Raw genomic sequence first — 23,560 nt, forward strand, 5'->3', positions numbered from 1 at the left:
AAACTTCATTTTCATAGCTTAATTATAAACTTTTATATATTTCATTATAAAGTGCTTTGACTCGCTCTTTATAGAATACACCTTTATCCTTTATTTTCAAATGTGCTATAAATAAGTTTGCTAGCATGACCGCTGTATCTAGTCTATAAAATAAATTAACAATATGAGGGGTAGCATTAAAGATACTATCATTCTTATATCCATCTTTAAATTCATCCCAACTAACCTCATTTGTTTCAGCTATTCTCATAAGCTCCAATAATGGGTGACCAATTAAAGCGTTATCCCAATCAACTATTGCTTTAACTTCTCCATTATACCCAATTAAATTGGCTGGTCGAATGTCCATATGTAATAAACACTTTACATGATTAGCTGTACTAAGAATATGTTCAATTGTTTGTGCATCTGGAAGTTTAATACCACAATTCGTAATTGTATTTAAACCTTCTACTCGTTTCACAATGCGTTCCGCTATATACTTACTAATTGGCTCTTTAATATTCTGCTCGTAATGTAAACCTTCAATTGGCATACTATGAAGCTTGCTGACTAACTTCCCTATTTCGTATGCCGAAATTGGCATATGATCCGTAGCCACATAATCCGATATTAAAAAATCAAGTTCGGTAGAAAGATGCAATCCGTGTATACTTGGTACTGGAATACTTTTTGAATGACAATACTTAGAAAGCTCTGCTTCCTTTTGCAACGAAATCCGACTATTAAATAAATCTTCATTTATATTTTCTACTTCTCTTTCCCACGGCACTCGAAATGCTAAAGGTCCCTTTCCTGAATCTCCGCGAAAAACAATATTTTGCACTCCCGTTCCAATCACCTTTAAATCCTGCACAGCTAATTCCTTATATTCTTGACTTAATATTGTTGTTAAACTTCCCCTTAACTCCTCTGCTTTTAAACGTGTACGGATCATTTTATCCCCCGATTCGTAAGTTCTTTTCATCCATTTTCTCCTCGGCGCACAACATCCTCATAAACAAAATTATAGCAACAATAAGAAAAGGAGGCTAATCCAAATCAGCCTCCCTTCTTCTTATTTTTCTTCTAACAATAATACTTTCATTTCCTCTAACGACTCTTTCGTAAAGCCAAGAGCTTTTTCAGCGTATGCTTCAACTGATCCGTATTGCTTATGGATTCCATCAATCGCAGCTTGTAAATATTCGGCGCGTGCTTCAAACATTGCACCTAATATTGCTCTACTCTCATCGTTTTGTAGTTTTGCACCTAAAAAGGCCATCATTTTTTCATTTAATTTTTCACGGAAACCGTTACTTAGTAAATAATCTTCCATTACTGTTTTTTCTGGCACACCTAATAGAAGTAGTAATAATGCGGATCCAAACCCAGTACGGTCTTTTCCAGCTGTACAGTGGTTTACTAATGGTAAGTTTTCCGGATTTTGTGCAAGTTGTAAGAAGCTCACGAACGCCTCGTTACCACTTACGAAATCTTGGTTCATTTTCACAAGATATTCGCCTGGTTTCCCTAACATAGAAAGGTCACTAACTTGGAAAAACTCATTTATATTTAAGTCTTTCGCCAAGTCTTGCATAACTGGTAAGCATACTTGACGAGCACCTGTAATCTCTGGATTTGGCTTATGCTTCACTTCAAAGTCTGTACGATAATCACAGATTAACTTTAATCCGGATTTCTGTAAATACGCAATATCCCACTCTGTTAGTCCCGCTAATTCTTCAGAACGGTACAATTTGCCCCATTTTACTTTACGGTCTTCTGTCGTTTCATATCCTCCCATATCACGGAAGTTAAACGCTCCTTGTAGTGGCAATCTACGCTCAGCTACTGTCACTGCTTGTCCATTACTTCCCACTAGTCTAAAATATGGGCGTTCATTTTCACTCGGGTTTTCAATAGTGCATGATGATTCCCCGTTTACAGTTACAAGTAATTCTCCATTTTCTTCAATATAATCTGGTGAAGTACTCCAATAAATGCGTACTTCTTCTATATTATTTTCCCACTTTATATGTAACATATTATCTTCATTTCGTTCTACAGTTGCTTGTAGCCAATTTTCTTGCTGCTCCATTCTTTCACCAACGCTTTCTCTTATAATCGAATCTTTCTCTATTGTATTATAGGAATATCTACTTTGTCGTTCTCATTTTTCTTTTTATCTTACAAACAGGCAAAAAGTTCTTTTACTTGTTCATAATTTGTACACGGATTGCCTCGAAATGAGTTCGAGAGAGTACATCATTCATCCTCCTAAAACTTCCTCACATATCGCTCAGTAGAACTAAGTAGCTGACATCCATTCTTCCCAAAAACATCCTTCATCCACTCATTTTGTACATTTGTCTCGCCAATATAATAAGATGCACCTATTTCCTTTAAGACAAACATTGCACCTGTAAAGAATGCTGCTTCGTACCCTATATTTCGCATATTTGGAGCCATTACGAAATACATAAGTTTCCCTTCTTCTAACGTACCTTTCTCAATATGCGGGATTACAATTCCAATTGGCCCTTCACTTGCAACCGCTGTTAAACAATGTTCTTTCCATTGCTCACCAATTTCTTGTTCCATCATATGTACAAATTGATTATGGTCGACTTGTTCTTCCGTCATTTCGTTCCAAAAAGAATAAAAAGTATCCTCTCCTACTTCTTCAATCAGCTTAAAATCAATTTCACTTTCTACATCTTCTACTTCATATATATCTTTAAATACAATCATGTTTTCAGTAACATATTCAAATGAATACGTTTCGAAACATTTCTTATACACATCATAATTTGGACTTTTTGAAGAAACCTCAAAATGTAATTTTTCTACCCCCTCTTTTTCAGCCTCAGCAACGCAATATTGCATGATCTCTTTTAATTGCTCTTCTGTAAAAGCCTCTGCATTATTTTCTTTTATCATGATAGAAGAAGCACTTCTTCTTATTTTAAAATGTTTTTCTAACTGTTCTATTGTCGTCATATTCTTCCCTCATCTATGTCATACTCGAATTTCTAATGGTTCTCCTTGCATGAGCAGGATTGTCCTTGAATATATAGAATACTAGAAAAGATCGCATCTTTAAAGTGCGGAGGAGGTTCTCCATTGGATATTACAGCATTGCAACAACAGTTAGAGCTTATACAACAAAATGACTATACGCAACTGCATCATATAAATGTAAATGAGTTAACTTTGAACATGCTTCAGTACATCGGAACGACTAATAGTTACGTTCGTTACCAACTTATATATAAATGTTTTGCGCATTTCATTCATCATGAATTCCTTATGGACGATCAGCTGAAATTACTGTTGCAAACATGTTTAAGTGATGAGTATTTATATTGTGACATTTACTCCCCACATACAGATGGGGTTTTCACACGTTCTTACACTGTTTCTTTAATTGCGTTAATACTTCAATTCGCTAACTCTCACTACTTTTTTACAGAAGAGGATATTGAAGAGATAAAAAATAAACTCATTACATATACAAACTTAGAAATGGACTTTCGAGGATATATCGAAAATAAAGGATGGGCTCATTGTATCGCCCACGTATCTGATGCTTTTACTGAAATTGTTCATAATTCACATACGACTTTTGAGTGGTATGAAGAGCTCATTCATTGTTTATTAAATAAAATCTTCATTCCATCTGATATTTTTCATAATAACGAAGATGAGCGTATTGTTACGCCATTAATATCCATGCTGTATCATGACTTCCAGCAAGATGAGTTAATTTCAATTATTTATAAAAAAATAAAAAGGCTTCCTCAAATTAGAAAACGCCTTTCGCTTAATGAGTATTGTATTTTATGTGCCAACATTAAAACCTTTTTACGTACATTATTTTTTAGAACAAAAGATGATCATAACTTAGCCTATACAGCACGTAAAACAGAAAAAATGTTAAAAGAACTTCCAAACTATTATTAAATACAAGGAGAAAAATTATGGGTTATATTGAAGACGTAAGAAATCTAGTAGGAAATCATCCACTTATATTAATAGGCTCACACGCCATTATATTAAATGAGAAAAATGAAGTATTACTACAGCTTCGAACAGACTTTAACCGCTGGGGTATTATTGGTGGTGCCTTAGAATATAACGAGACGTTAGAAGATGCTTTAAAACGAGAAGTATTTGAAGAAACTGGGCTTATCATTAAAAATCCAGAACTGTTCCGTACATACTCAGGACCAGATTTTTTTCAAATCTATCCAAACGGCGATCAAGTACACGGTGTACTCGTTGTTTATATTTGCCGAGAATTCCATGGTGAACTTGTATGCGATCAAACGGAATCGAAAGAACTGCGCTTCTTTTCACTTGATGAGTTACCTAGTAATCTTCCTCCTGTTATTGAGACAATCATGACAGATTATCTAAAAAAACAAGGGAACGCTTAACGTTCCCTCTCAAATCCAATCCGTTTTTTAATTCCCACCAAATTCACCTTCGCAATAGCCCCTGCCCTCTCAGCACCTTTGTCTAACGCTTCATATAATAAATGCGGTTCATTCATATACGTTGCGTATTTTTCCCGAGGTCCTGCTAACTCACGATCTACAACGCGAAATAACTCTTTTTTTACATCGCCCCATCCGATTCCAGTTTCATATTTTTCACGCATTGACTGAATTTCATCTTTTGTCGCAAATTCTTTATAGATTGTAAATAACGTTTCTAGTTCTTTCGGTTCATTTGGAAGTGAAGAATCTGTTTTTATTTTTAAAATAAGCTTTCGTAGTTTTTCTCGCTCTGCAAATAACGGGATAACATTCCCATAACTTTTACTCATTTTTCTTCCATCAAGACCAGGTAAAATTGCCCCTTCTTCTTGCACTACATACTCTGGAAGCGTAAATGTCATGCCAAATGTATGATTAAAATACGTCGCAATATCACGAGCAATTTCAATATGCTGAATTTGATCTTTTCCAACAGGTACATGAGTAGCTTGAAATAATAATATATCAGCCGCCATTAAAATAGGGTACGTATATAACCCCATATTCACACCTGCATCAATTTCTAATCCCGCTTCTTTATTTTGCTCTACCTTCGCTTTATATGCATGGGCACGATTCATAAGCCCTTTCGGAGTTAGACAAGCTAATATCCAAGCTAATTCCAAAATCTCTGGCACTTCTGTTTGTCGATAGAAAATAACATCTTCTCCAAGTCCGAGTGATAACCATGTAGCTGCTACCTCTTTTGTATAACTACTGAACTTCTCTGGATCATGCACTGCATTTAACGCATGATAATCAGCTATAAAGTACAATGCTTTTCCTTCATTATTTTTTGACATTTGCAATGCAGGTTTAATTGCACCAATATAATTTCCTAAATGCGGATAACCCGTTGGTTTAATTCCTGTTAACATTATTTTTTCGCTCATACTAACTCCTCCTTTCTCAAAATAAAAAACAAAAAGAGTCTCTCATCCTTAAAAAGGACGAGAGACTCCCGCGGTACCACCTTTATTAGCTATCATTAGCTCACTTCATACTTCGATAACGTGAAGTAACCGTCTTTACCTACTCATTTCAGTTAGAAGCTCCAGAGCCCATTCCATATTCATCCCTTACTGATTCCCACCACATATCAGCTCTCTGAAAAGTTTTGAACATGTACTCTTCTCTTTCATTGCTTTTTCGTTTTTTACAGTTTATCACATTCCCTTTCCAATTAAACCCTAATTTTCTGTTTTATATAGCAGGAATTTCCACCTTAATTGTCTAATAATATATAGGTTTGCAGAAGTAATCGAAACAACTTTGGAGGTTTTTTCATGGTAAAATATATATCCATTTTAGGTTCAACAGGATCCATTGGCACATCTGCATTAGATGTCGTTTCCGCTCATCCTGAACATTTTAAAATCGTCGGTTTAACCGCAAATTATAATATCGATCTTCTCGAAAAACAAATTGAATCGTTTCAGCCTCGTATTGTAAGCGTAGCGACAAAAGAATTAGCGGACACATTACGTTCTCGTATTTCAACAAATACAAAAATTACATATGGAACTGATGGTTTAAATGAAGTATCTACCCATCCTGATACAAATCTTGTATTAAGTTCAGTTGTCGGTGTTTCAGGTTTACTCCCAACAATTGAAGCATTAAAGGCGAAGAAAGATATCGCCATCGCTAACAAAGAAACTCTAGTTGCCGCTGGTCATATCGTAACGGAACTAGCGAAACAAAACGGATGCCGCCTAATTCCAGTCGATAGTGAGCATTCAGCTATTTTCCAATGTTTAAACGGAGAAAATAATAAAGAGATTGAGAAGTTAATTGTCACAGTTTCTGGCGGCGCTTTTCGTGATAAAACACGTGAAGAAATGAAAACATTACAAGCGAAAGATGCTTTAAAACACCCAAACTGGTTAATGGGAGCAAAACTAACGATAGATTCTGCCACGTTAATGAATAAAGGGTTTGAAGTGATGGAAGCTAAATGGCTGTTCAATATTCCTTATGAAAAAATTGATGTTATGATTCATAAAGAAAGTATCATTCACTCCTTAGTGGAATTTATTGATGGATCAGTCATGGCACAGCTCGGTGCTCCTGATATGAGAATGCCGATTCAATATGCGTTTCACTACCCTACTCGACTACCTTCATCCTATGAAAAATTAAATTTATTAGAAATTGGTAGTTTGCATTTTGAAAAACCAAATTTAGAGAAGTTCCCCTGTCTACAATACGCATTTGAATGTGGCAAAATTGGCGGTACAACTCCAGCCGTATTAAATGCAGCGAACGAAATTGCAAATGCACTATTTCTTAAAAATGAAATTGCATTTTTTGATATCGAAAAAACAATTTACAATACAGTTGAAGCTCATCATAACGTAAAAGATCCTTCACTCGATGCTATATTAGAAGCTGATCAATGGGCACGCCAATACGCAAATCAATTATTAATAAAAAAGAGCTAAAACAGTTTTCTCTGTTTTAGCTCTTTTTTTACGTATTCAATTTTACAAATCTATAACCATGTGTAACTAACACTTTTAATATCGCATATCCTGGAATTGCTAAAACTATCCCCATAATACCGAATAAATTACCAGCAGTTAAAATGATAAAGATTATTGTAATCGGATGGATATCTAGCTTTTTCCCCATTACTTGCGGGGAGATAAACTTACCTTCTGCTAATTGCACAACCATCATAACGATAATTACCTTTAAAACCATTCCTGGCGAGTCAATAAATGCGATAATTAACGCTGGAGTTATTGCAATAACTGGACCTACGTACGGAACGATATTTACAATCATCGCTAAAATAGCAAGTAATACCGCATATTTAATACCAATAATAAGATAGCCAATTAATAGCATGATACCGATAAACAAGCTAACGATAATTTGCCCTCTTATATACGAACTAATCGCATAATGCATATCATCTAGTATTCTCATCGCTGCCGGTTGTCTTTGCTCTGAAATAAACTTCAAAAAGTGATTCGGTAATTGTTCACCATCTTTTAATAGATAGAACAATATAAACGGAACCATGACAAATGTTAAAACAACTTCTGTAAGTGTACTTAAAAATCCAGTTACATTTCCAGTTACTGATGATAATGACTTTGTAAAATCAACTGTATAGTCTTTTACTATATTCGCTACATCAATATTTAAATTCTCCTGAATTTTACCAAGTAAATTACTTTCCCCAAATCTACGTGCTGCTCGTTCGATTTCATGACCGAAATACGGTAAGTTATCTATTAATGCATCAATTTGATCTTTAATAATAGGGATAACCGTTACAACTAAAAACACAAATAATCCTAGTACTATTAAATATATCGAGGCTATCGATACGATTCTTGAAACACCTTTCTTTTCTAAAAGTGAAACGAATGGGTGCAAGATATAAAATAGCACTCCGGCTAATAATACCGGGAAGAATATTGTTTTTAAAAAGACGATAAACGGAGTAAAAACGAAAGAAATTTTTGTTAGCAATAATATGTTAATGAACAATAATGCAAATCCAAGTAACACTGCTAAATAATTTTGTTCCCTAAAAAACTTTTTTAACTTGTCTCTTTTTCTTATATTTACTTTTTCCAATGAAACCACCTCTTTGAATGATGAAAAGCCCTTACTCAGGGCTTTTCATCATTATCTATATCTTTATTTCCTTGCAGCTTTCACTACAAATGATACAATAAGAATTAATACGATTGCTCCTAATAATGCTGGCACGACATGAATTCCACCAAATGATGGCCCAAAAGATCCAAATAATCTACCACCTAACGAAGCACCTAATAAACCTGCGATAATATTTCCGAACATACCACCTGGGAAATTTTTACCTGTTATAGAACTAGCAATTGCACCTATAATAGCACCAACTATTAATGTGATAATCCATCCCATTTTTAGTCCTCCATTTCTATTATAGTTTGTATGATCAAATACAAGAGTAACAAAACTCTCATATAAGATTACTAATTCATTTACACTAACCATATTCTGCTATAAAAATAAACGCAAGGACATTATATGTATGGAGATACATATATTATATGCAAAAAAGAAAATCATTGTCAAACTTACCCAAAAATCAATTATATTAATATACCATATTCAAAGGAGGCTTCATTATCTATGATTCTTAATTTAAATGCCACTTCTTTTGAAGTTGCATCATCCATTTTACAAGTTCAAATTCCATCTTATAAAGTTGAAGCAGATTATTTAAACAGTACTGCAATCCCCCGTTTATATGATACTGTAAACGATATTCAAAATTGCGGTGAAACATTCTATGGATATTTTTCTGAAAATAAACTTGTCGGCTTTATTTCTTTTATGCAAGAAGAACAGCTAATTGATATTCACCGACTAGTTGTATCGCCTGATTTTTTTCAAAAAGGAATTGCAACGAAACTCTTAAGTTATATATTTAACATGTTCCCTTCTTCCATGGCATATATTGTACAAACAGGTAAAGCGAATACCCCTGCTATTGCATTATATAAAAAACACGGCTTCATTGAAGTAACCGATATAACAATTACCGATCGTATGATTCTTACACAACTGAAGAGACAGAAAACATAAAATAGTTTGACTCATTAGTTTATTTATGTTATCTTTTACTTTATAATACCTTTTGCTGAGTCCAAATTTTGGAGCGGGGGAACCATTTTTGTAGCAATGCTACTTGGGGCGAATCTTTTTTAAGTAGGGATACTCTCACTTCCCGAGTCCGACAGCTAACCTCGTAAGCGTAATGGGAGAGGAAGGTGCTTTTTGCCTATGTTACACAGTATACCTCCTTAACTATAAAATCTGGAATCGATATCATTTTAGAGACCTATATTTATAGAAAAGGAGAGATGTATTATGTTACGTTTATCTGATCACGCAATAAAAATGATGGAGCAAAGACTTCGACTCGAACAACACCGCACATATCAAGCAAATAAAGTTGTAGATAACTTACATCACAAATACTTTTTCCAACATATTTTTCAACCAAAAAGATAAGTACTGACCTTTAACAAAATACAGCGCACACTAAAAAAGTGTGCGCTGTATTTTTCATTTTCTTGCCTTCACAATAAAAGTAGTCGGCACCATTCTAGCTTTATATAAAGAATAATATTTCGTAGAAGGTTCAGCTATTTCTTCATCAAATATACTTGACGGTTCAGGCTCTTTTATTCTCTCAATTATAAATCCCGCTCTATTTAACTCATTTATGTATGTGCTTATTTTCCTCTTATATTTATATAACGTTGCTTGTACTTCTTCTCCTTTAAATGTTTCAAACGTAATAGGGATTTCCTCATGATAGGAAGACTTTAAAACGATTTCTTCTGCACTATACTGTAAGTTTGAATATATCGGATGCTCCCAGCTAAAAATAAGGCTTCTACCTAGCTTTAAATATGAGTAAATAAGTTCTAATGTTTTTCCTAAATTTGAAGTCCAACCTAATGCATAGATGGAATATACAATATCAAAATACTCTTTCGGAATATCTCCTTCCTCTTCCATTGCTCCGCATATTAACTTTGGATTCCAATCCTTTAACGTCTTATTCACTATTTCAATTTGAGCACTCGAAAGATCAAGCCCCCATAATTTCTCTGCCCCTTGTTCCGCCATATATTACAACGAATGCCCACTTCCACATCCAATATTAAGTACCTTTTTATCTTTAATTGAATCGAACAAATGAATCTCATCTTCAGACGCCGTATACGGTCCATATTTCGGTAAACAATCCACTTGAAAGAAATAAGGTGCAACTGTATCCCAACACTTTTTATTTAAAGCTAACATTTGCGTACCTTTCATATTCTACATTCCCCCATCCATTTTGCTTTCTCTAATATTAATTACATATCATAACCAGATCGCCCTTTTCTCTTCGCCCGGTAGTTTTTCACTTTCGCAATCGTACCGCATGCTCTTCCTCCTTCTTCTCCAGCATACATACCGCACCATCTTTTACTTCCATTTCGCGAATGATCATAAAATACCCAGCGACAATCCGGACATGCTTTTAACCTTCCCCACACATTTTCTTGAATTGACATTAACACAATGCTTAACACTTTTGTATACACATTCTCTTCATATACTGGTTCATATGTAATACCTTTCATATCTTCCTTTATATGTACATGAAATGGGTATTTTTCTAACCATTTTTGCAATGATCCTTCGCCTTCAATTGTCATCCGAATATCTTCTCGAAAACCTCTTAATTCCTCTATCGTATGAAATGGAAACTCTTCATGAAAATATTTATTCATAAATTGCTTTATATTATCTTCTGTTTGCAGCAAATCAATTGCTTCTCTCGTATCGTTTGGTATTCTCCATGTATTTAAAAATTCTCGAATATATTCTAATTCATGTGGTGCGTTCTGATTCAATTCCATTCACCTTCTTCTTAAAATTTACTTTTTTCTGACTTTATGTATAATTATAATATAAAATGGTTAACCATTAAATAATTTTACCGGTTACAATATTAGGAGGAGTTTTATGAAAAGTTTCTCAATATCGATACGTTTCATGCTTATTTCTTCATTCTTTATGTCTTTTGGGTATTTTGCAGTATACGCATTTTTAGCTATTTATCTATTAACCTTTCTTCATTTTTCTGCTGTCCAAGTAGGAACAGTATTGACGGTTATGACAATCACATCACGAGTTATCCCATTATTCTCAGGGTTAATTGCTGACAAAATAGGCTATATCATCATGATGATAGCCGGATTATTTTTAAGAGGAATCGGATTTATCGCTTTAGGAATATGTTCTGATTTCTATACAATTTCTATTTCCTCTGCACTTATTGGCTTCGGAAGCGCATTTTACGAACCTGCTGCTCGCGCCATATTCGGCTCACAATCAGCTCACAATCAGCTCATACAAGAAAAAATTTATTTACATATTTAAACCTTAGTTTTAATTGCGGTGCAATAATCGGACCAATTGCAGGAGGATTCTTACTCTTACTCGATCCAATCTACGCTTTCTCTCTAACAGGATCTCTTATGCTGTTATTCGCTTTTATCTTTTACTTACTTAAAAATCACTTCCAAGTCACTACTGAAAACACGTCTATTACATTAGGAATACAGGCTATCTTACAAAACAGGCCTTTCCTTCTGTTTTCATTTATCATGATTTTCTTCTATATTATGTTTACTCAGCTTACTGTCGCACTTCCACTTCATATGAAAAACATTAGTAATAGCAACCAGCTTGCTACACTCGTTATTACGATAAATGCAATAACAGGCGTTATATTTATGGTGTTATTTCGAAAACTATTTCACAAATACAACACGCTGTCGATTATTAAATACGGTATATTATTAATGGGCATTTCCTTTTTACTCATCCCTTTATTCCAGCACCCCTATTGGTTATTTATTTGCGTAATTTTATTTACAATTGGTGAAACACTCGTATTACCTAACGCTGATATCGCTATTGCAAATTACAGTAACGAATCATATACAGCTACTTACTTCGGATTCTATCAACTATCACTCGCATTTGGTTTTATCATCGGTAATTATACCGGTACATCTTTTACATCCAACTTAAACGGAATGTATACACCATGGCTTATTTTCGGCGGAATAGGACTTATTGGTTTTATTTCACTACATATTTTAAATATAAAAGAAGGATTACTTAAGGAGGATATATACCTATGTAATGATACGAAACATCTTTAACAAATTTCAGTCGAGATGGTACCTTTAGACAAGCGACCTATAATAAAAAAATTCGACCGTCATGTTTGACAGTCGAATCTTTTTATTCTTCATATTCAAGATGATTATGTCTTTTACAACCAAATAAATAGCAACCCCCTATATGATAAGTTTCAAATTCTAACCCTGGAACATATCCAGATTTGATACGTTCTATCATTGTTTTATAACAATTATTCTCTTCTGTATATTCCTCAATTAACTCTTTCTTATCTTTTTCTGTCCAGTTTTCTTCTACTTCTTCAGTCTGAACATCTTCTATTTCTGCTGTTTTCGCTTCGATAGATTCCCGTATCACTTCATTTATACGCGTGAAATTATTAGCTTTATATAGAGCATAAACAAATCTACCAATCCAATTGGGGCTTTTCCAAACTTCTTTGTATCCCCTTTCGAACCATTCAATTGCTTCTTTATAGCAATTCAACTCGACATATAAATCTGCTACATGAATTTCTCCTATAAGATCATCAGATTCCCTGTTAAAAGTATCTAACTTCTCTTTCGCTTCTGTCGTTCTCCCTAAATCAATTAAACATTTTACATAGCTATACATGATATAGTCCGAATCCCCTGCAACTCGCAAGAAAAATTCCGAAGCTTTTTCCAGCTCTCCAAGGTTATAATGAGCTACAGCTACATTGTGATATGCTTCATTGGATGGTTGAATCGAAATAGACTTTTGTAATACTTCTTTCGCTTCTTCCCACTTTTTTTGTTTTATGTAAATTTCCCCTAAGATGTTATAAGGAAAGTATGAGGAAGGATTCAACTTAACAACTTCTTTTATTAATTCAAGAGCTCTAGCATCATCCTCTTCCTCATAAAAGTACATCCAAGCAAGATTATTGAGAGATTGCACACCTCTAGATTCATGTACCGCTCGTTGAAATAGTTCCATTGCTTTCTCATATTCATTTTGTTCAAACATTTCAATTGCCTTCTCGTTAATGTTCAAGTAACTACCTCCGAAGTGAATGAATTCATCTATTCCATATTATTATTTTAAAATGTAACAATTTTAATTTCCATAAAAAATAAGTTCACTTCGTATTAAGTTCTTTCTCCTGTCTACATTTCATCATATATTTGGATATCCAATTCGTAATGATTTTAACAACACCGCTTTCGAAAGAAAATATATATCTACTGTAAAAATACTGATTTACAACAATAAGTAAACTTTTCAATCTCTCTTAAACTGGATATACACCCTGTTACATTTTACATATTATGGTACAATTAAAATGAGTACTAGCTAAACACTTACGCTCCACACTAGCAGTTTAGCAATGCCAAAATCAAAAATCACTTGAAATTGGGGGATGTTATGAAAAAGAAATTAATTGTTCTTCTATTCATCGGAATCATATTATCAGGATGTTCAACTATAGCAGAAAATTCTTTAGAAACCGGAAACGGAAGTATGGAATTATTAACACCAACGATTACAACAAAAGATAATGAATTAGAAATTAAGACGGAAGGTATTGATGAAAATAAAGTAACTTTTATTTATGTCGCTAATAAAAAAGTATTGGAACAAAAAATAAAGAATAGTGAATCCTACAAACTTGATATTACAGGTATCAATGATGCTCATAGGACAGACTACAAGCCAAAAATTCAACTTTTGCAGACTAAGGATGATAATATAGATGGAAAGATGATAACTTTTAAGCAAGTTAGATATACAGTTAAAAAAAATTAATTTTAGAGTTATTTCATTATAAATGTAACGTACGAAAATATACTTTTAACAGAGGGTAAATGTAAGGGGTGCTAACATGAAAAAACGATGGATTTCTTGGTGGATTGGTAACATATTTTGGATTATCCTTTTTGGAGTGTGGGCAGCTATTATTTGGCTACGAGATGTCGATGGTGCTGGTGTTACTCAAACATCCGAAATTAAATCAATATCACTTATTGTTTTATTAATCGCGTTTATCATACCGATATTTATTCAAGTTATATGGCTAATCATTAATTTGAGGGTTAGTAGAAAAAACAATTATACGATTTAGTTTTTTAAATTAACAGATACATACTTTTTATAAAAAAGAGAGGAATCTAATTCGATTCCTCTCTTTTACATATGTGATTATGCCGTGCTTTTAAAGCGGCACTATTCCCTTTTTACGATGCATGATCGTCTTTCTTCTTCTTCAACAACGCTCTCTTCTTCATCGCCTTCGTTAAATATCCGCCTTTAAACGAACGGATTTCATAAGAAGACATAAACGCTTTCGGTGCAATTTCATTAATAATTTCTAAAAGTTCTTTCTCTCTAGAGCGCTTTGCAACGATATCTAAGCGATAACGTATAGAATTAATTCCTTCACCTTCAAATACTGTAACGCCAAATCCACAGTGACGTAATTCATCTACTAATTCATTACAACGGTCTAGTAAACTAACTTGATACGTAATATATCCAATTGCTAATTTATTCTCTATATAACCGCCTAATAATAGTCCCGCACTAAAGCCGATAACATAGGCAACGATGTTCATCCAATTTGATAAATCTTGAAACACAATCCCTAAACTGACAATGTAAATAGCTCCTTCTAACAATCCTACACCAGCAGCGGATCTTGTTTGATTCTTTACAAGCAAAATCGTTCGGATTGTTAATACTGGAACATATATAATTTGAAGCACAAAAATAAGTAACGCTTGTAACATTGGTATCCACCTCTTTCAAAAAGTCTTTTGTCATGATAACATACATAAGCTTTAGAAATCGATGGGTTTTTTAATTTTTTTAAATTATTTTTCTTACTATTGAAAAACCGAAAAAAGAAGCGTATTATATTTGTCGTTAATTTAATTCCTGCCATTCACTCGCTTAAATAAAAAAAGGAACCCCCATTAGGCCCCTTTTATTATAGCTCTATGTTATTAGAAGCCTTTTCTCTTCGCTTCTCTTCTTCTTTCACTAACTGCATATTTGCATAAGCTAAATTCGCAATCATTAAAAAGTGACCACCTAATATACCTGTACCAAATGCCCACATTTCCATTTCATGCTCAATTTCATACATAATGATAGCCCCTAAAATTGCAGCTGCAAATCGGTTTAAAACCCCTAATCCAGGAGCCTTTTCTTTCAGTACGATACTTCTTCCTAGTTTCTCCACTCTACGAGCTAATAACCAAAGACAGTATGCACTTACAGCTAATCCAATACCGAACCCTGTCACTTGTTTTCCAAACGGAGTAATCGTCCACATAAGTAGTAAACCACTAAAGATCGCATACAATTGTAATCGATATACACGTAAGGCTACTTGAATCAAAATATCCGCTCCTAATTCCTCATTTTTTATACTTTAGAAGAAAAGCAGCAACTTACACAGTTGCTGCTTTCTCTTCTTCTTGTTCTTGTTCCATTTTACGAATTTCAACACGTTTAATTTGGTAAGCGTCTTTTTCTAACACTTTAAATTCATAGCCTTCTGCTTCAACATGTTGTCCTTCTTCAATTTCATGATTTTGCATCATAATCCATCCACCGATTGTATCCACATCTTCTTCTTCAATGTGTAATCCAAACAGATCTTTTACTTCTGAGATAAGCACTTTTCCATCAACAATTTTATGGTACTCGTTCACATGTTGAATTGGTGGTGCTTCATCTTCATCATATTCGTCACGAATTTCGCCGACGATTTCCTCCAAAATGTCTTCAAGCGTTACAATTCCAGCTGTTCCTCCGTACTCATCATATAAAACAGCCATCGGAATTCGCTTCTTCTGCATTTGCAGTAATAAATCGTGAATTGGAGTTGTTTCCATCACTTCAATAATCGGACGCATATACGAGCGAATTGATGATAAATCTTTTTGATCCTCGGTCATATATCGAATAAAGAAATCTTTTACATTGACCATACCGATAATATCATCTTTATCTTCTCCAAAAATCGGATAACGTGTATATCGCTCATTTTGGATTACTTTCATGTGTTGTTCTACTGAATCTTCAAGGTAGAAACCAACGATTTCTGTTCGCGGTACCATAATCTCTTTCGCAATACGATTATCAAATTCAAATATATTATTTACATACTTATACTCAGCTTGATTAATTTCGCCACTTTCATAGCTATCTGAAAGAATAAGACGCAATTCTTCTTCTGTATGAGCTACTTCATGTTCAGAAGCTGGTTTCAAACCGAATAAACCAGTTATAACACGAGCTGAACCGTTCAATACCCAAATAAATGGATACATGATTTTATAGAACATCATTAACGGCGTTGCCAATAACAACGTTACTTTTTCAGCCTTTTGAATTGCCAACGTTTTCGGAGCTAACTCCCCAACTACAACGTGTAAATATGTCATTAGCATAAAAGCAAGACCAAAAGTTAATACTGATGAGATAGAAGGGTTTATGTTCCATTTCTCAAATAACGGGTGTAATAACTTTTCGATTGTCGGTTCACCTAACCAACCTAATCCCATAGCTGTAACTGTAATACCTAATTGACAAGCAGATAAATATTCATCTAAATTTGTTGTTACCTTTTTCGCTGCTAAAGCACCGCGTTTCCCTTCCGCAACAAGCTGATCAATACGACTTGAACGTACTTTTACAATCGCAAACTCTGCTGCTACGAAAAATCCAGTAAATGCGATTAAAATCGCAACCATGACTAAATTAAATATTTCCAATGAATCCCCTTAGTTAAAAAACTAAGGTGTCCACCTCCTGTATACTATAATGTTTTCTTATTTGTTCGTTAGAAAACATAGCCCGATACAAAAATTAAAGAGGTCGGATTTCACTTATTCTATAATAATAGAGCAAGTGTCTGTATTAAAGCTGTCGTTTGACATGATAAAGATTTCGATATTTTTTCACGTTGTGAATCAGTCAATCCATCTAAAAGCGGCTTTAACTCTGTTAACTCTGCTTCTAATCGATGAATATGGTCTGTCACTTCATTCACTTGTTTCGAAACGTGTTCATTGATACCGAGCAGCTTCTTCTTCTCCTCGATTTTCTCTTTAATCTCACAAAGCGGCATATGCATTTCTTTGCACTTCTCAATAAATTGTAATGTCTCAAATGCTGTTTCGTCGTAATAGCGATAATTAGATTGAGATCGCTCCGCTTTCAAGATACCTAGATTCGTATAATAATCAATCGTTCGTTTCGACACGTGAGCCATGAGAGCCAACTGTCCGATTCGATACACCTTCCCAACGATCTTCCCCCCTTGTTTATATTACTACAATCATACAACACATAAACTGTACAGTCAAACGTGACGGTTTGTTATTCACAATTTATACAAACTTACAAGATCCACCTACTATTACACCCGTAATTTACGGCTATACAATAAAATTACTAAACTATTACCTAATCACTATATAGCCCACACCTTTTAACCTTTCTTATTTAAAAGCATATCCTACTAATAATGATTGCTTGTATAGGAGGAGATTGACATAAAAAGGACTATCATTTCTCATTTTTATAACGAAGAGTATTTACTCCCATGGTGGCTTATGCATCACACAAAAATATTCGATCACGGTATTTTAATTAATAGAGGTTCTACTGATCGTTCCGTAGAGATTTGTAAACTACTCGCACCCCACTGGGAAGTGCGAGACTCCAGATTTCTTGAGTTTGATCCAACTAATACTGATATTGAAGTGATGGAAATTGAAAGAGAAGTTTCAGGTTGGAAAATCGTTTTAAATACTACAGAGTTCTTTTGTTGTAATAATAAAGAAGAGTTTTTCTCATCTCTTCATACACTAGGACAAAATATGTATGCGATTAGAATGATTTTAATGATAGATAGTCATATTTACAATTATTCAAAGCCAAGATATTCTATCCCATTAGTAGAACAACGATACCACGGTGTCTTCCCTTATAACCCAAAACTCGGGTGTGCTTGGAGATTTATTCATAATCATCTAGATGGTGCATATTTACCTGGTAGACATTATTCACGGCACGGGAATATAGTTTATGACTACCCTTCATTTATTTTAAAATTTTATTTTAGCCCTTGGAATGAACAGTCCAAGGCAAGAAAATTACAAATTACACCTACCCTTTCAAAAATGGGTATTCAAATGGGACTTCAAACACATTACGGTCAATCTCCTGAAGAATTGGAAACCCGTTTTTTAGAACTTAGTAACGTAACACAAGACCTCCGTAATAATCCTGAATATCAAGAATTATTTCCAAAGTTCAAACCTTAATGTTTTCTGCCTTGCCATCACCTCACACAATTTCATCCGTTTAATCAAAAACAATCTCATTTGCATAAAATATGAATACTGTATATATAATAAATTTTTATTTTAGGAGGAAAAAATGAAAGCTGTTATTCTTGCTGGTGGGTACGGTACAAGAATTGGGGAAGAAACACATTTAAAACCAAAACCTATGATTGAAATTGGAACGAAACCTATTCTATGGCACATTATGAGTTTGTATAGTCATTACGGGATTACTGAGTTTATTATTTGCTTAGGCTATAAAGGATATGCAATTAAAGAGTTCTTTCTAAATTACAACTTACACATGTCCGATTTCACAATACATTTAAGCGATAACACAATTACTAGCCATTCTCATCGTGTAGAACCATGGAAAGTTACATTAATCGATACTGGTCTTAATACCGAAACGGGTGGACGAGTGAAAAAGATTCAAAACTATGTCGGAGACGAACCTTTCTGCCTCACTTATGGCGATGGATTAAGTAATGTAAATATAAAAGAACTGATTGCATTTCATAAAAAACATGGAAAAATGGCTACTGTTACTGCCGTACAACCTCCTGGTAGATTTGGTTCTCTCGTTTTAAATAAACAATCTGTCACATCCTTTCAAGAGAAACCACTAGGTGATGGTGGATGGGTTAACGGTGGGTTTTTTGTTTTAAATCATGATATTTTCAATTACATTAGTGGAGATAAGTCTGTTTTTGAAACCGAAACTTTAGTTCAGTTAGTCAACAAAAATGAACTGGCAGCATTTCAACATACTGGTTTTTGGCATCCAATGGATACATTACGTGATAAGAATAAATTAGTCGAGCTATGGGAAAATAATAACGCTCCATGGAAGGTCTGGTAATATGACTTCATCATCTTTTTGGAATAAGAAAAAAGTATTTATTACAGGACATACTGGCTTTAAAGGCTCATGGCTCACCCTTTTTTTAACTTCTTTAGGCGCAGAAGTAATCGGCTATTCTTCTCATCCTCCATCCATCCCTAACCTTTTTGAACAATGTAACGTAGCGAAAGAGTGCACAACAATGAAAGGAAATATTACAGATTACGATTCTTTATTACATGCCATTGGGCAACATAAACCCGACATTATATTTCATTTAGCAGCTCAACCAATCGTCACCACTTCATACAAAGATCCTATTGAAACATTTAAAACGAATGTTTTAGGTACTGTTCACGTACTAGAAGTAGCAAAGTACGTCGAAAGCGTACGTCTCATTATTAATGTTACAAGCGATAAATGTTATGAGAATGATGGGAGCGGTAATCGAGCATTTGTAGAATCCGACCGTTTAGGGGGCTATGATCCATACAGTGCTAGTAAAGCTTGTGCTGAATTAGTTGCAACATCGTATCAAAAATCTTTTTTTCACACGAACACCCTTTCACTCGCCTCAGTAAGGGCAGGCAATGTCATCGGTGGTGGTGATTGGGCAGAAAATCGCTTATTCCCAGATATCATTCGTGCATATTTACAAGACCATCCTTTAAATATTCGAAACAAAAATGCTATCCGACCGTGGCAACATGTTTTAGATCCTTTACATGGATATATCCTTTTAGCTGAGAAACTTTGGAAGCATAAAGAGTATGCAGAAGCATGGAATTTCGGACCAATTAACGAGGCTAACAGAACCGTCCATGATGTCATTCAATCTGTAATAAAATTATGGAATAAACCATTAACAATACTTTCTCCCACTATAAATACTCCTTATGAATCACCTATTTTAACACTCGATAGTACAAAAGCAGTAAATAAACTAGGCTGGACTCCTAAGCTATCAACAGAAACTGCTATCGCTTGGACCGTTGAATGGTACGAAAAACATGCATCCGGTGAAAATATAGAATCGTTCACACGACAACAAATCGAAGCATTCAAAAATTTATAAGGGGGCTATAAAATGGAACAGAAAAAATGCCGTTTTTGCCACTCATTACTAACAAATTCGTTTTTAGATTTAGGCGTCTCCCCTCTCGCCAACTCATTTATAGCTCCAAAAAACTCATATAAAATGGAACCTTTTTATCCGCTGCACACATTTGTTTGTAATTCTTGTTTACTTGTGCAATTAGATGAATTTGAATCGCCTAATAATATTTTCCATGATTATTTATACTTCAGTTCTTATTCCTCAAGTTGGCTACAGCATGCCAAACAATACGTAGAAATGGCAATTGAGCGATTCCATTTAACGAAAAATTCGCAGGTAATTGAAATCGCAAGTAACGATGGGTATTTATTGCAATACTTTCTTAAAGAAAACATCAATACGTTAGGAATTGAGCCAGCAAAAAATGTAGCAGAAATCGCAATTCAAAAAGGAATTCCTACAAATGTGAACTTTTTCAGTAACGACTTAGCAAAAAAATTACCACAAGCTGATTTAATCGTCGCAAATAACGTACTAGCACACGTTCCGAACTTGCATGATTTTGTCGCTGGCCTAAAAACATTATTAAAACGAGATGGTACGATAACAATTGAATTCCCCCACCTATTAAACCTTATATCTTTTAAGCAGTTCGATACTATCTATCATGAGCACTTCTCCTACTTCTCACTTATAAGCCTTCAAAAAATTTTAGCTCATCATCATTTACAAATTGTTGATGTAGAAGAACTTTCAACTCACGGTGGTTCATTGCGTATTTTCATAAAACATCTAAGCGCCCAATCAACTATCCATTCCAATGTTACAAATTTAATCCAAAAAGAAGTAGATCACGGGCTAGATACATTAGATTGCTATCTCCTTTTTTCTAAACGAGTGGAACAATTGAAAATAAATATTTTAAAGTTTTTTATTGAAGCGAAAGCTTTAAACAAACAAATTATCGGCTACGGCGCTCCAGCTAAAGGAAACACCCTTTTGAATTATTGCGGGATAGGTAAAGAATTTCTAGCGTATACAGTAGATAAAAATCCTCACAAACAAAATCTCCTTTTACCAGGAACTCGTATTCCAATAAAGTCTCCAGAAGAAATTAAACGTACAAAACCAGATTACATTCTCATACTTCCTTGGAATTTAAAAGACGAAATTATGAAGGAATGCTCTTTCATTCGTGAATGGGGTGGCAAATTTTTAGTAACTGTTCCAGAAGTTGAGGTGATTGAACCATGAAGAAGATCCTTGTATCAGGTGGTAGTGGATGGATAGGTAAATATGTTGTACATTCCCTTATACAAAAAGGTTATGAAGTTCACGCCACATATAATAGAAATAAACCGTCTCACCTTTCCTGCCATTGGCATAAAGTAAACTTGCTTTGTGATGACGAAGTAAAACAATTTATTTCAGACATTAAGCCTAGCGACCTCATTCATTTAGCTTGGGAAGCGGTTCCTCCTGCATGCTACGTATCCATTAATAATTTCTATTGGCTAAAGTCCAGTATCTCATTGATTCAACACTTTACAGCATGCGGTGGAAAACGTGTCGTTGTAGCAGGTACTGGCGCAGAGTACGAGTGGTTTAACGGTATTCTATTTGAAGATTCTCCGCTCCTTTCCTATAAAACCCCGTATTCATTATGTAAAAATGCACTACACTCCTGGTTACAGTCGTATGCACAACAAACCAGCCTCAGCGTATGTTGGGGACGAATTTTTCATATGTATGGCCCTCATGAGCACGGCAATCGACTCATTTCTAACATTATCACTTCTTTATTAAAAAACGAGGAAGCTCTATGTACACATGGAAAACAATCAAGAGATTTCCTCCATGTGGGTGACGTCGCTAACGCTCTTGTCACATTATTAAACTGCAACGTTACAGGCACAATCAATATCGCTTCTGGTCACTCTGTACAAATTAAAGAATTAGCTTCTATCATTGCTAAAAAAATAGGAAAAGAAAATTTAATTAAACTAGGCGCTATCCCTTTTCCTAAAGATGAACCTTTATTCGTTGGCGTGAATGTGGAACGTTTAACAACTGAAGTAAACTGGAAACCAACATACGATTTAAATACAGGAATTGAAGAAACAATTTTATGGTGGGAATCATCTATACAAAAACATACCGATATGCAGCACTAAAACGTAAATCTTGCGCTCCTCTCGCTAAATCCTTATACCATTCTTCTAATTTTTCCGGCGTAATAATATGGTGCGTACCCATTCCTCCATGCTTACTAGCTTCAGAAAGCGTCGGACCAATTTGTAACTTTCTCTTTCTCATCGCATCGTTCCACGGACTAAACCCAAACCATAATATACAAGCAAGAGGCGGATAGATCATAGATTCATGCGCTGATAAATGTCTTCCAACCGTATAACTTCCGTGTTCATGATTATGAATAAATCTACCTCTTCTCCATAACGGCCAATCTTCTGGTAAATAACCGTGAAATCGCTGTTTCATTAAAGGGATTCCAAAGTTAAGGTCCGGATAATTATAGTTAGGATCATCAACCATAATAAGCCCTTCCAGCCAATACATCCTCCCTCCCAATTCATTTAGCGATTTCCAAAACTGATTTTTATCTTGCACGCAAAGAAACTCAGTCGTATTTAAAATCATTTTCCATCCTTTTACTTCTTGTTCTACCCTCATCACTTCATGATCTGTCGCAAATGCATCAAACTCTGGATTTACAGAATCTCGTACTTCCCAATGCGGTGCGAACTTCTTACAAATTTCGACTGAACGATCTGTAGAACCTTTATTAATTAAAATGCCATGATCAAACAGTTTCGTATGATGAATAAGCCACCATGGTAATAAATACTCTTCATTATAAAAATGAGAGATAACGGTTGTAGTAATGTAAATCTCCTCCTCTTTCTCTATCAATCTATTTTTTCATACTACTCTTAATATACTTACCAGTTATGTAATTGGTTTCTTTTATTTTAAAAATATGTTTTTTTACCATATACTATGCTTTCTTAGACAACCACCGTTTCCATTCTCTAAAGACTCCACTCCGTACAACAATAAACATCCAAATAAA

The 23,560-nt window shown here is 34.5% G+C and carries 25 protein-coding genes, 2 pseudogenes, 1 riboswitch and 1 other annotated feature; of the genes and pseudogenes, 13 read left to right on the top strand and 14 right to left on the bottom strand.

The features are described 5' to 3' along the window. Positions 1–22 precede the first annotated feature (22 nt). From JDS95_RS00785 to JDS95_RS00795, 3 genes are all read right to left on the bottom strand, one after another. Entirely contained in the window at positions 23–967 is a 945-nt protein-coding gene (locus JDS95_RS00785) for a phosphotransferase family protein (protein WP_199690150.1), read from the bottom strand. A 90-nt stretch (positions 968–1,057) separates the two neighbouring features. Next, the gene (locus JDS95_RS00790) at positions 1,058–2,080 is read right to left on the bottom strand and encodes a tyrosine-protein phosphatase (RefSeq protein ID WP_199690151.1); all 1,023 of its coding nucleotides are present in this window, start codon (positions 2,078–2,080) and stop codon (positions 1,058–1,060) included. A gap of 179 nt (positions 2,081–2,259) precedes the next feature. Beyond that, on the bottom strand, positions 2,260–2,982 hold the full coding sequence (locus JDS95_RS00795; RefSeq protein ID WP_199690152.1) for a GNAT family N-acetyltransferase: 723 nt from the start codon (positions 2,980–2,982) through the stop codon (positions 2,260–2,262). A 123-nt stretch (positions 2,983–3,105) separates the two neighbouring features. Between JDS95_RS00795 and JDS95_RS00800 the strand changes: the two genes are divergently transcribed. Together JDS95_RS00800 and JDS95_RS00805 are read left to right on the top strand one after the other, a co-directional pair. Further along, positions 3,106–3,945: a DUF2785 domain-containing protein gene (locus JDS95_RS00800; protein ID WP_000355438.1), complete on the top strand. Its 840-nt coding sequence runs from the start codon at positions 3,106–3,108 to the stop codon at positions 3,943–3,945. A 17-nt stretch (positions 3,946–3,962) separates the two neighbouring features. Beyond that, the gene (locus JDS95_RS00805; RefSeq protein ID WP_000540496.1) at positions 3,963–4,421 is read left to right on the top strand and encodes an NUDIX hydrolase; all 459 of its coding nucleotides are present in this window, start codon (positions 3,963–3,965) and stop codon (positions 4,419–4,421) included. Here JDS95_RS00805 and JDS95_RS00810 read toward each other — a convergent pair. After that, the gene (locus JDS95_RS00810; protein ID WP_199690153.1) at positions 4,418–5,416 is read right to left on the bottom strand and encodes a tryptophan--tRNA ligase; all 999 of its coding nucleotides are present in this window, start codon (positions 5,414–5,416) and stop codon (positions 4,418–4,420) included. The two genes, JDS95_RS00805 and JDS95_RS00810, sit on opposite strands and share 4 nt — an antisense overlap. A gap of 50 nt (positions 5,417–5,466) precedes the next feature. Continuing rightward, positions 5,467–5,674, bottom strand: a binding site (T-box leader). 135 nt (positions 5,675–5,809) lie between these two features. Here JDS95_RS00810 and JDS95_RS00815 point away from each other — a divergent pair. Further along, on the top strand, positions 5,810–6,967 hold the full coding sequence (locus JDS95_RS00815) for a 1-deoxy-D-xylulose-5-phosphate reductoisomerase (protein WP_199690154.1): 1,158 nt from the start codon (positions 5,810–5,812) through the stop codon (positions 6,965–6,967). Between the two features lie 28 nt (positions 6,968–6,995). Here the strand turns inward: JDS95_RS00815 and JDS95_RS00820 are convergent, their stop codons facing one another. After that, entirely contained in the window at positions 6,996–8,117 is a 1,122-nt protein-coding gene (locus tag JDS95_RS00820) for an AI-2E family transporter (RefSeq protein ID WP_000416922.1), read from the bottom strand. Positions 8,118–8,180: 63 nt separating this feature from the next. After that, positions 8,181–8,429: a GlsB/YeaQ/YmgE family stress response membrane protein gene (locus JDS95_RS00825; protein WP_000539733.1), complete on the bottom strand. Its 249-nt coding sequence runs from the start codon at positions 8,427–8,429 to the stop codon at positions 8,181–8,183. A gap of 231 nt (positions 8,430–8,660) precedes the next feature. Here JDS95_RS00825 and JDS95_RS00830 point away from each other — a divergent pair, with 231 nt between their 5' ends. Beyond that, complete coding sequence (locus JDS95_RS00830) at positions 8,661–9,116, top strand: GNAT family N-acetyltransferase (protein WP_000602698.1); 456 nt, start codon at positions 8,661–8,663, stop codon at positions 9,114–9,116. A 43-nt stretch (positions 9,117–9,159) separates the two neighbouring features. After that, positions 9,160–9,302: riboswitch (cyclic di-AMP (ydaO/yuaA leader) on the top strand. Positions 9,303–9,401: 99 nt separating this feature from the next. Next, a complete protein-coding gene (locus JDS95_RS00835; RefSeq protein WP_000945246.1) occupies positions 9,402–9,545 on the top strand; it encodes a hypothetical protein in 144 nt (47 codons plus the stop codon). 54 nt (positions 9,546–9,599) lie between these two features. Here the strand turns inward: JDS95_RS00835 and JDS95_RS00840 are convergent. Both JDS95_RS00840 and JDS95_RS00850 read right to left on the bottom strand, forming a co-directional pair. Further along, a pseudogene (locus tag JDS95_RS00840) lies at positions 9,600–10,361 on the bottom strand (class I SAM-dependent methyltransferase). A 41-nt stretch (positions 10,362–10,402) separates the two neighbouring features. After that, positions 10,403–10,945: a CGNR zinc finger domain-containing protein gene (locus tag JDS95_RS00850; protein WP_195755388.1), complete on the bottom strand. Its 543-nt coding sequence runs from the start codon at positions 10,943–10,945 to the stop codon at positions 10,403–10,405. A 112-nt stretch (positions 10,946–11,057) separates the two neighbouring features. Here JDS95_RS00850 and JDS95_RS00855 point away from each other — a divergent pair. Then, positions 11,058–12,265 (top strand): annotated as a pseudogene (locus JDS95_RS00855) (MDR family MFS transporter). A gap of 82 nt (positions 12,266–12,347) precedes the next feature. Here the strand turns inward: JDS95_RS00855 and JDS95_RS00860 are convergent. After that, on the bottom strand, positions 12,348–13,262 hold the full coding sequence (locus JDS95_RS00860; RefSeq protein ID WP_001024439.1) for a tetratricopeptide repeat protein: 915 nt from the start codon (positions 13,260–13,262) through the stop codon (positions 12,348–12,350). Positions 13,263–13,634: 372 nt separating this feature from the next. Between JDS95_RS00860 and JDS95_RS00865 the strand changes: the two genes are divergently transcribed. Next, entirely contained in the window at positions 13,635–14,015 is a 381-nt protein-coding gene (locus JDS95_RS00865; RefSeq protein WP_139823501.1) for a hypothetical protein, read from the top strand. Positions 14,016–14,091: 76 nt separating this feature from the next. After that, the gene (locus tag JDS95_RS00870; RefSeq protein ID WP_000747675.1) at positions 14,092–14,331 is read left to right on the top strand and encodes a DUF3923 family protein; all 240 of its coding nucleotides are present in this window, start codon (positions 14,092–14,094) and stop codon (positions 14,329–14,331) included. Positions 14,332–14,443: 112 nt separating this feature from the next. Here the strand turns inward: JDS95_RS00870 and JDS95_RS00875 are convergent, their stop codons facing one another. The 4 genes from JDS95_RS00875 to JDS95_RS00890 all read right to left on the bottom strand — a co-directional run bounded on the left by JDS95_RS00875 (position 14,444) and on the right by JDS95_RS00890 (position 17,490). Then, positions 14,444–14,995: a DUF2179 domain-containing protein gene (locus JDS95_RS00875; RefSeq protein WP_000938448.1), complete on the bottom strand. Its 552-nt coding sequence runs from the start codon at positions 14,993–14,995 to the stop codon at positions 14,444–14,446. Between the two features lie 200 nt (positions 14,996–15,195). Beyond that, positions 15,196–15,609, bottom strand: coding sequence for an ATP synthase subunit I (locus JDS95_RS00880; protein WP_000616832.1), 414 nt, complete (start codon positions 15,607–15,609; stop codon positions 15,196–15,198). A 52-nt stretch (positions 15,610–15,661) separates the two neighbouring features. Continuing rightward, positions 15,662–16,990: a hemolysin family protein gene (locus JDS95_RS00885; RefSeq protein ID WP_000402264.1), complete on the bottom strand. Its 1,329-nt coding sequence runs from the start codon at positions 16,988–16,990 to the stop codon at positions 15,662–15,664. A gap of 119 nt (positions 16,991–17,109) precedes the next feature. Then, a complete protein-coding gene (locus JDS95_RS00890; protein ID WP_002044232.1) occupies positions 17,110–17,490 on the bottom strand; it encodes a MerR family transcriptional regulator in 381 nt (126 codons plus the stop codon). Between the two features lie 343 nt (positions 17,491–17,833). Here JDS95_RS00890 and JDS95_RS00895 point away from each other — a divergent pair, with 343 nt between their 5' ends. The 5 genes from JDS95_RS00895 (at position 17,834) to JDS95_RS00915 (ending at position 22,643) form a co-directional block, all read left to right on the top strand. Beyond that, the gene (locus tag JDS95_RS00895) at positions 17,834–18,547 is read left to right on the top strand and encodes a hypothetical protein (protein ID WP_000546526.1); all 714 of its coding nucleotides are present in this window, start codon (positions 17,834–17,836) and stop codon (positions 18,545–18,547) included. A gap of 115 nt (positions 18,548–18,662) precedes the next feature. Next, a complete protein-coding gene (rfbF, locus tag JDS95_RS00900) occupies positions 18,663–19,430 on the top strand; it encodes a glucose-1-phosphate cytidylyltransferase (protein ID WP_000648795.1) in 768 nt (255 codons plus the stop codon). Position 19,431: 1 nt separating this feature from the next. After that, a complete protein-coding gene (gene rfbG / locus JDS95_RS00905) occupies positions 19,432–20,487 on the top strand; it encodes a CDP-glucose 4,6-dehydratase (RefSeq protein ID WP_085450408.1) in 1,056 nt (351 codons plus the stop codon). A gap of 12 nt (positions 20,488–20,499) precedes the next feature. Next, on the top strand, positions 20,500–21,723 hold the full coding sequence (locus tag JDS95_RS00910) for a class I SAM-dependent methyltransferase (RefSeq protein WP_199690160.1): 1,224 nt from the start codon (positions 20,500–20,502) through the stop codon (positions 21,721–21,723). After that, positions 21,720–22,643 (top strand): NAD-dependent epimerase/dehydratase family protein, encoded by a 924-nt coding sequence (locus JDS95_RS00915; protein ID WP_000723073.1) that lies wholly within the window; start codon positions 21,720–21,722, stop codon positions 22,641–22,643. Before JDS95_RS00910 ends, JDS95_RS00915 begins: the two co-directional genes overlap by 4 nt. On the opposite strand, the gene JDS95_RS00920 is transcribed toward JDS95_RS00915, so the two are convergent. Further along, a complete protein-coding gene (locus JDS95_RS00920) occupies positions 22,612–23,400 on the bottom strand; it encodes a glycosyltransferase family 2 protein (RefSeq protein ID WP_000570311.1) in 789 nt (262 codons plus the stop codon). The genes JDS95_RS00915 and JDS95_RS00920 overlap by 32 nt on opposite strands. Positions 23,401–23,560: the final 160 nt, after the last annotated feature.

Origin of the sequence: Bacillus cereus group sp. N24 (genome assembly GCF_016483345.1) — a bacterium.
Classification (GTDB): Bacteria; Bacillota; Bacilli; order Bacillales; family Bacillaceae_G; genus Bacillus_A; species Bacillus_A toyonensis.

Bases quoted from the DNA above. Each gene is read 5' to 3' on its own strand.
- JDS95_RS00785 (WP_199690150.1), bottom strand. From the start codon at position 967: ATGAAAAGAACTTACGAATCGGGGGATAAAATGATCCGTACACGTTTA.
- JDS95_RS00790 (WP_199690151.1), bottom strand. From the start codon at position 2,080: ATGGAGCAGCAAGAAAATTGGCTACAAGCAACTGTAGAACGAAATGAA.
- JDS95_RS00795 (WP_199690152.1), bottom strand. From the start codon at position 2,982: ATGACGACAATAGAACAGTTAGAAAAACATTTTAAAATAAGAAGAAGT.
- JDS95_RS00805 (WP_000540496.1), top strand. From the start codon at position 3,963: ATGGGTTATATTGAAGACGTAAGAAATCTAGTAGGAAATCATCCACTT.
- JDS95_RS00810 (WP_199690153.1), bottom strand. From the start codon at position 5,416: ATGAGCGAAAAAATAATGTTAACAGGAATTAAACCAACGGGTTATCCG.
- JDS95_RS00815 (WP_199690154.1), top strand. From the start codon at position 5,810: ATGGTAAAATATATATCCATTTTAGGTTCAACAGGATCCATTGGCACA.
- JDS95_RS00825 (WP_000539733.1), bottom strand. From the start codon at position 8,429: ATGGGATGGATTATCACATTAATAGTTGGTGCTATTATAGGTGCAATT.
- JDS95_RS00830 (WP_000602698.1), top strand. From the start codon at position 8,661: ATGATTCTTAATTTAAATGCCACTTCTTTTGAAGTTGCATCATCCATT.
- JDS95_RS00835 (WP_000945246.1), top strand. From the start codon at position 9,402: ATGTTACGTTTATCTGATCACGCAATAAAAATGATGGAGCAAAGACTT.
- JDS95_RS00865 (WP_139823501.1), top strand. From the start codon at position 13,635: ATGAAAAAGAAATTAATTGTTCTTCTATTCATCGGAATCATATTATCA.
- JDS95_RS00870 (WP_000747675.1), top strand. From the start codon at position 14,092: ATGAAAAAACGATGGATTTCTTGGTGGATTGGTAACATATTTTGGATT.
- JDS95_RS00875 (WP_000938448.1), bottom strand. From the start codon at position 14,995: ATGTTACAAGCGTTACTTATTTTTGTGCTTCAAATTATATATGTTCCA.
- JDS95_RS00890 (WP_002044232.1), bottom strand. From the start codon at position 17,490: ATGGCTCACGTGTCGAAACGAACGATTGATTATTATACGAATCTAGGT.
- JDS95_RS00895 (WP_000546526.1), top strand. From the start codon at position 17,834: ATGCATCACACAAAAATATTCGATCACGGTATTTTAATTAATAGAGGT.
- rfbF (WP_000648795.1), top strand. From the start codon at position 18,663: ATGAAAGCTGTTATTCTTGCTGGTGGGTACGGTACAAGAATTGGGGAA.
- rfbG (WP_085450408.1), top strand. From the start codon at position 19,432: ATGACTTCATCATCTTTTTGGAATAAGAAAAAAGTATTTATTACAGGA.
- JDS95_RS00910 (WP_199690160.1), top strand. From the start codon at position 20,500: ATGGAACAGAAAAAATGCCGTTTTTGCCACTCATTACTAACAAATTCG.
- JDS95_RS00915 (WP_000723073.1), top strand. From the start codon at position 21,720: ATGAAGAAGATCCTTGTATCAGGTGGTAGTGGATGGATAGGTAAATAT.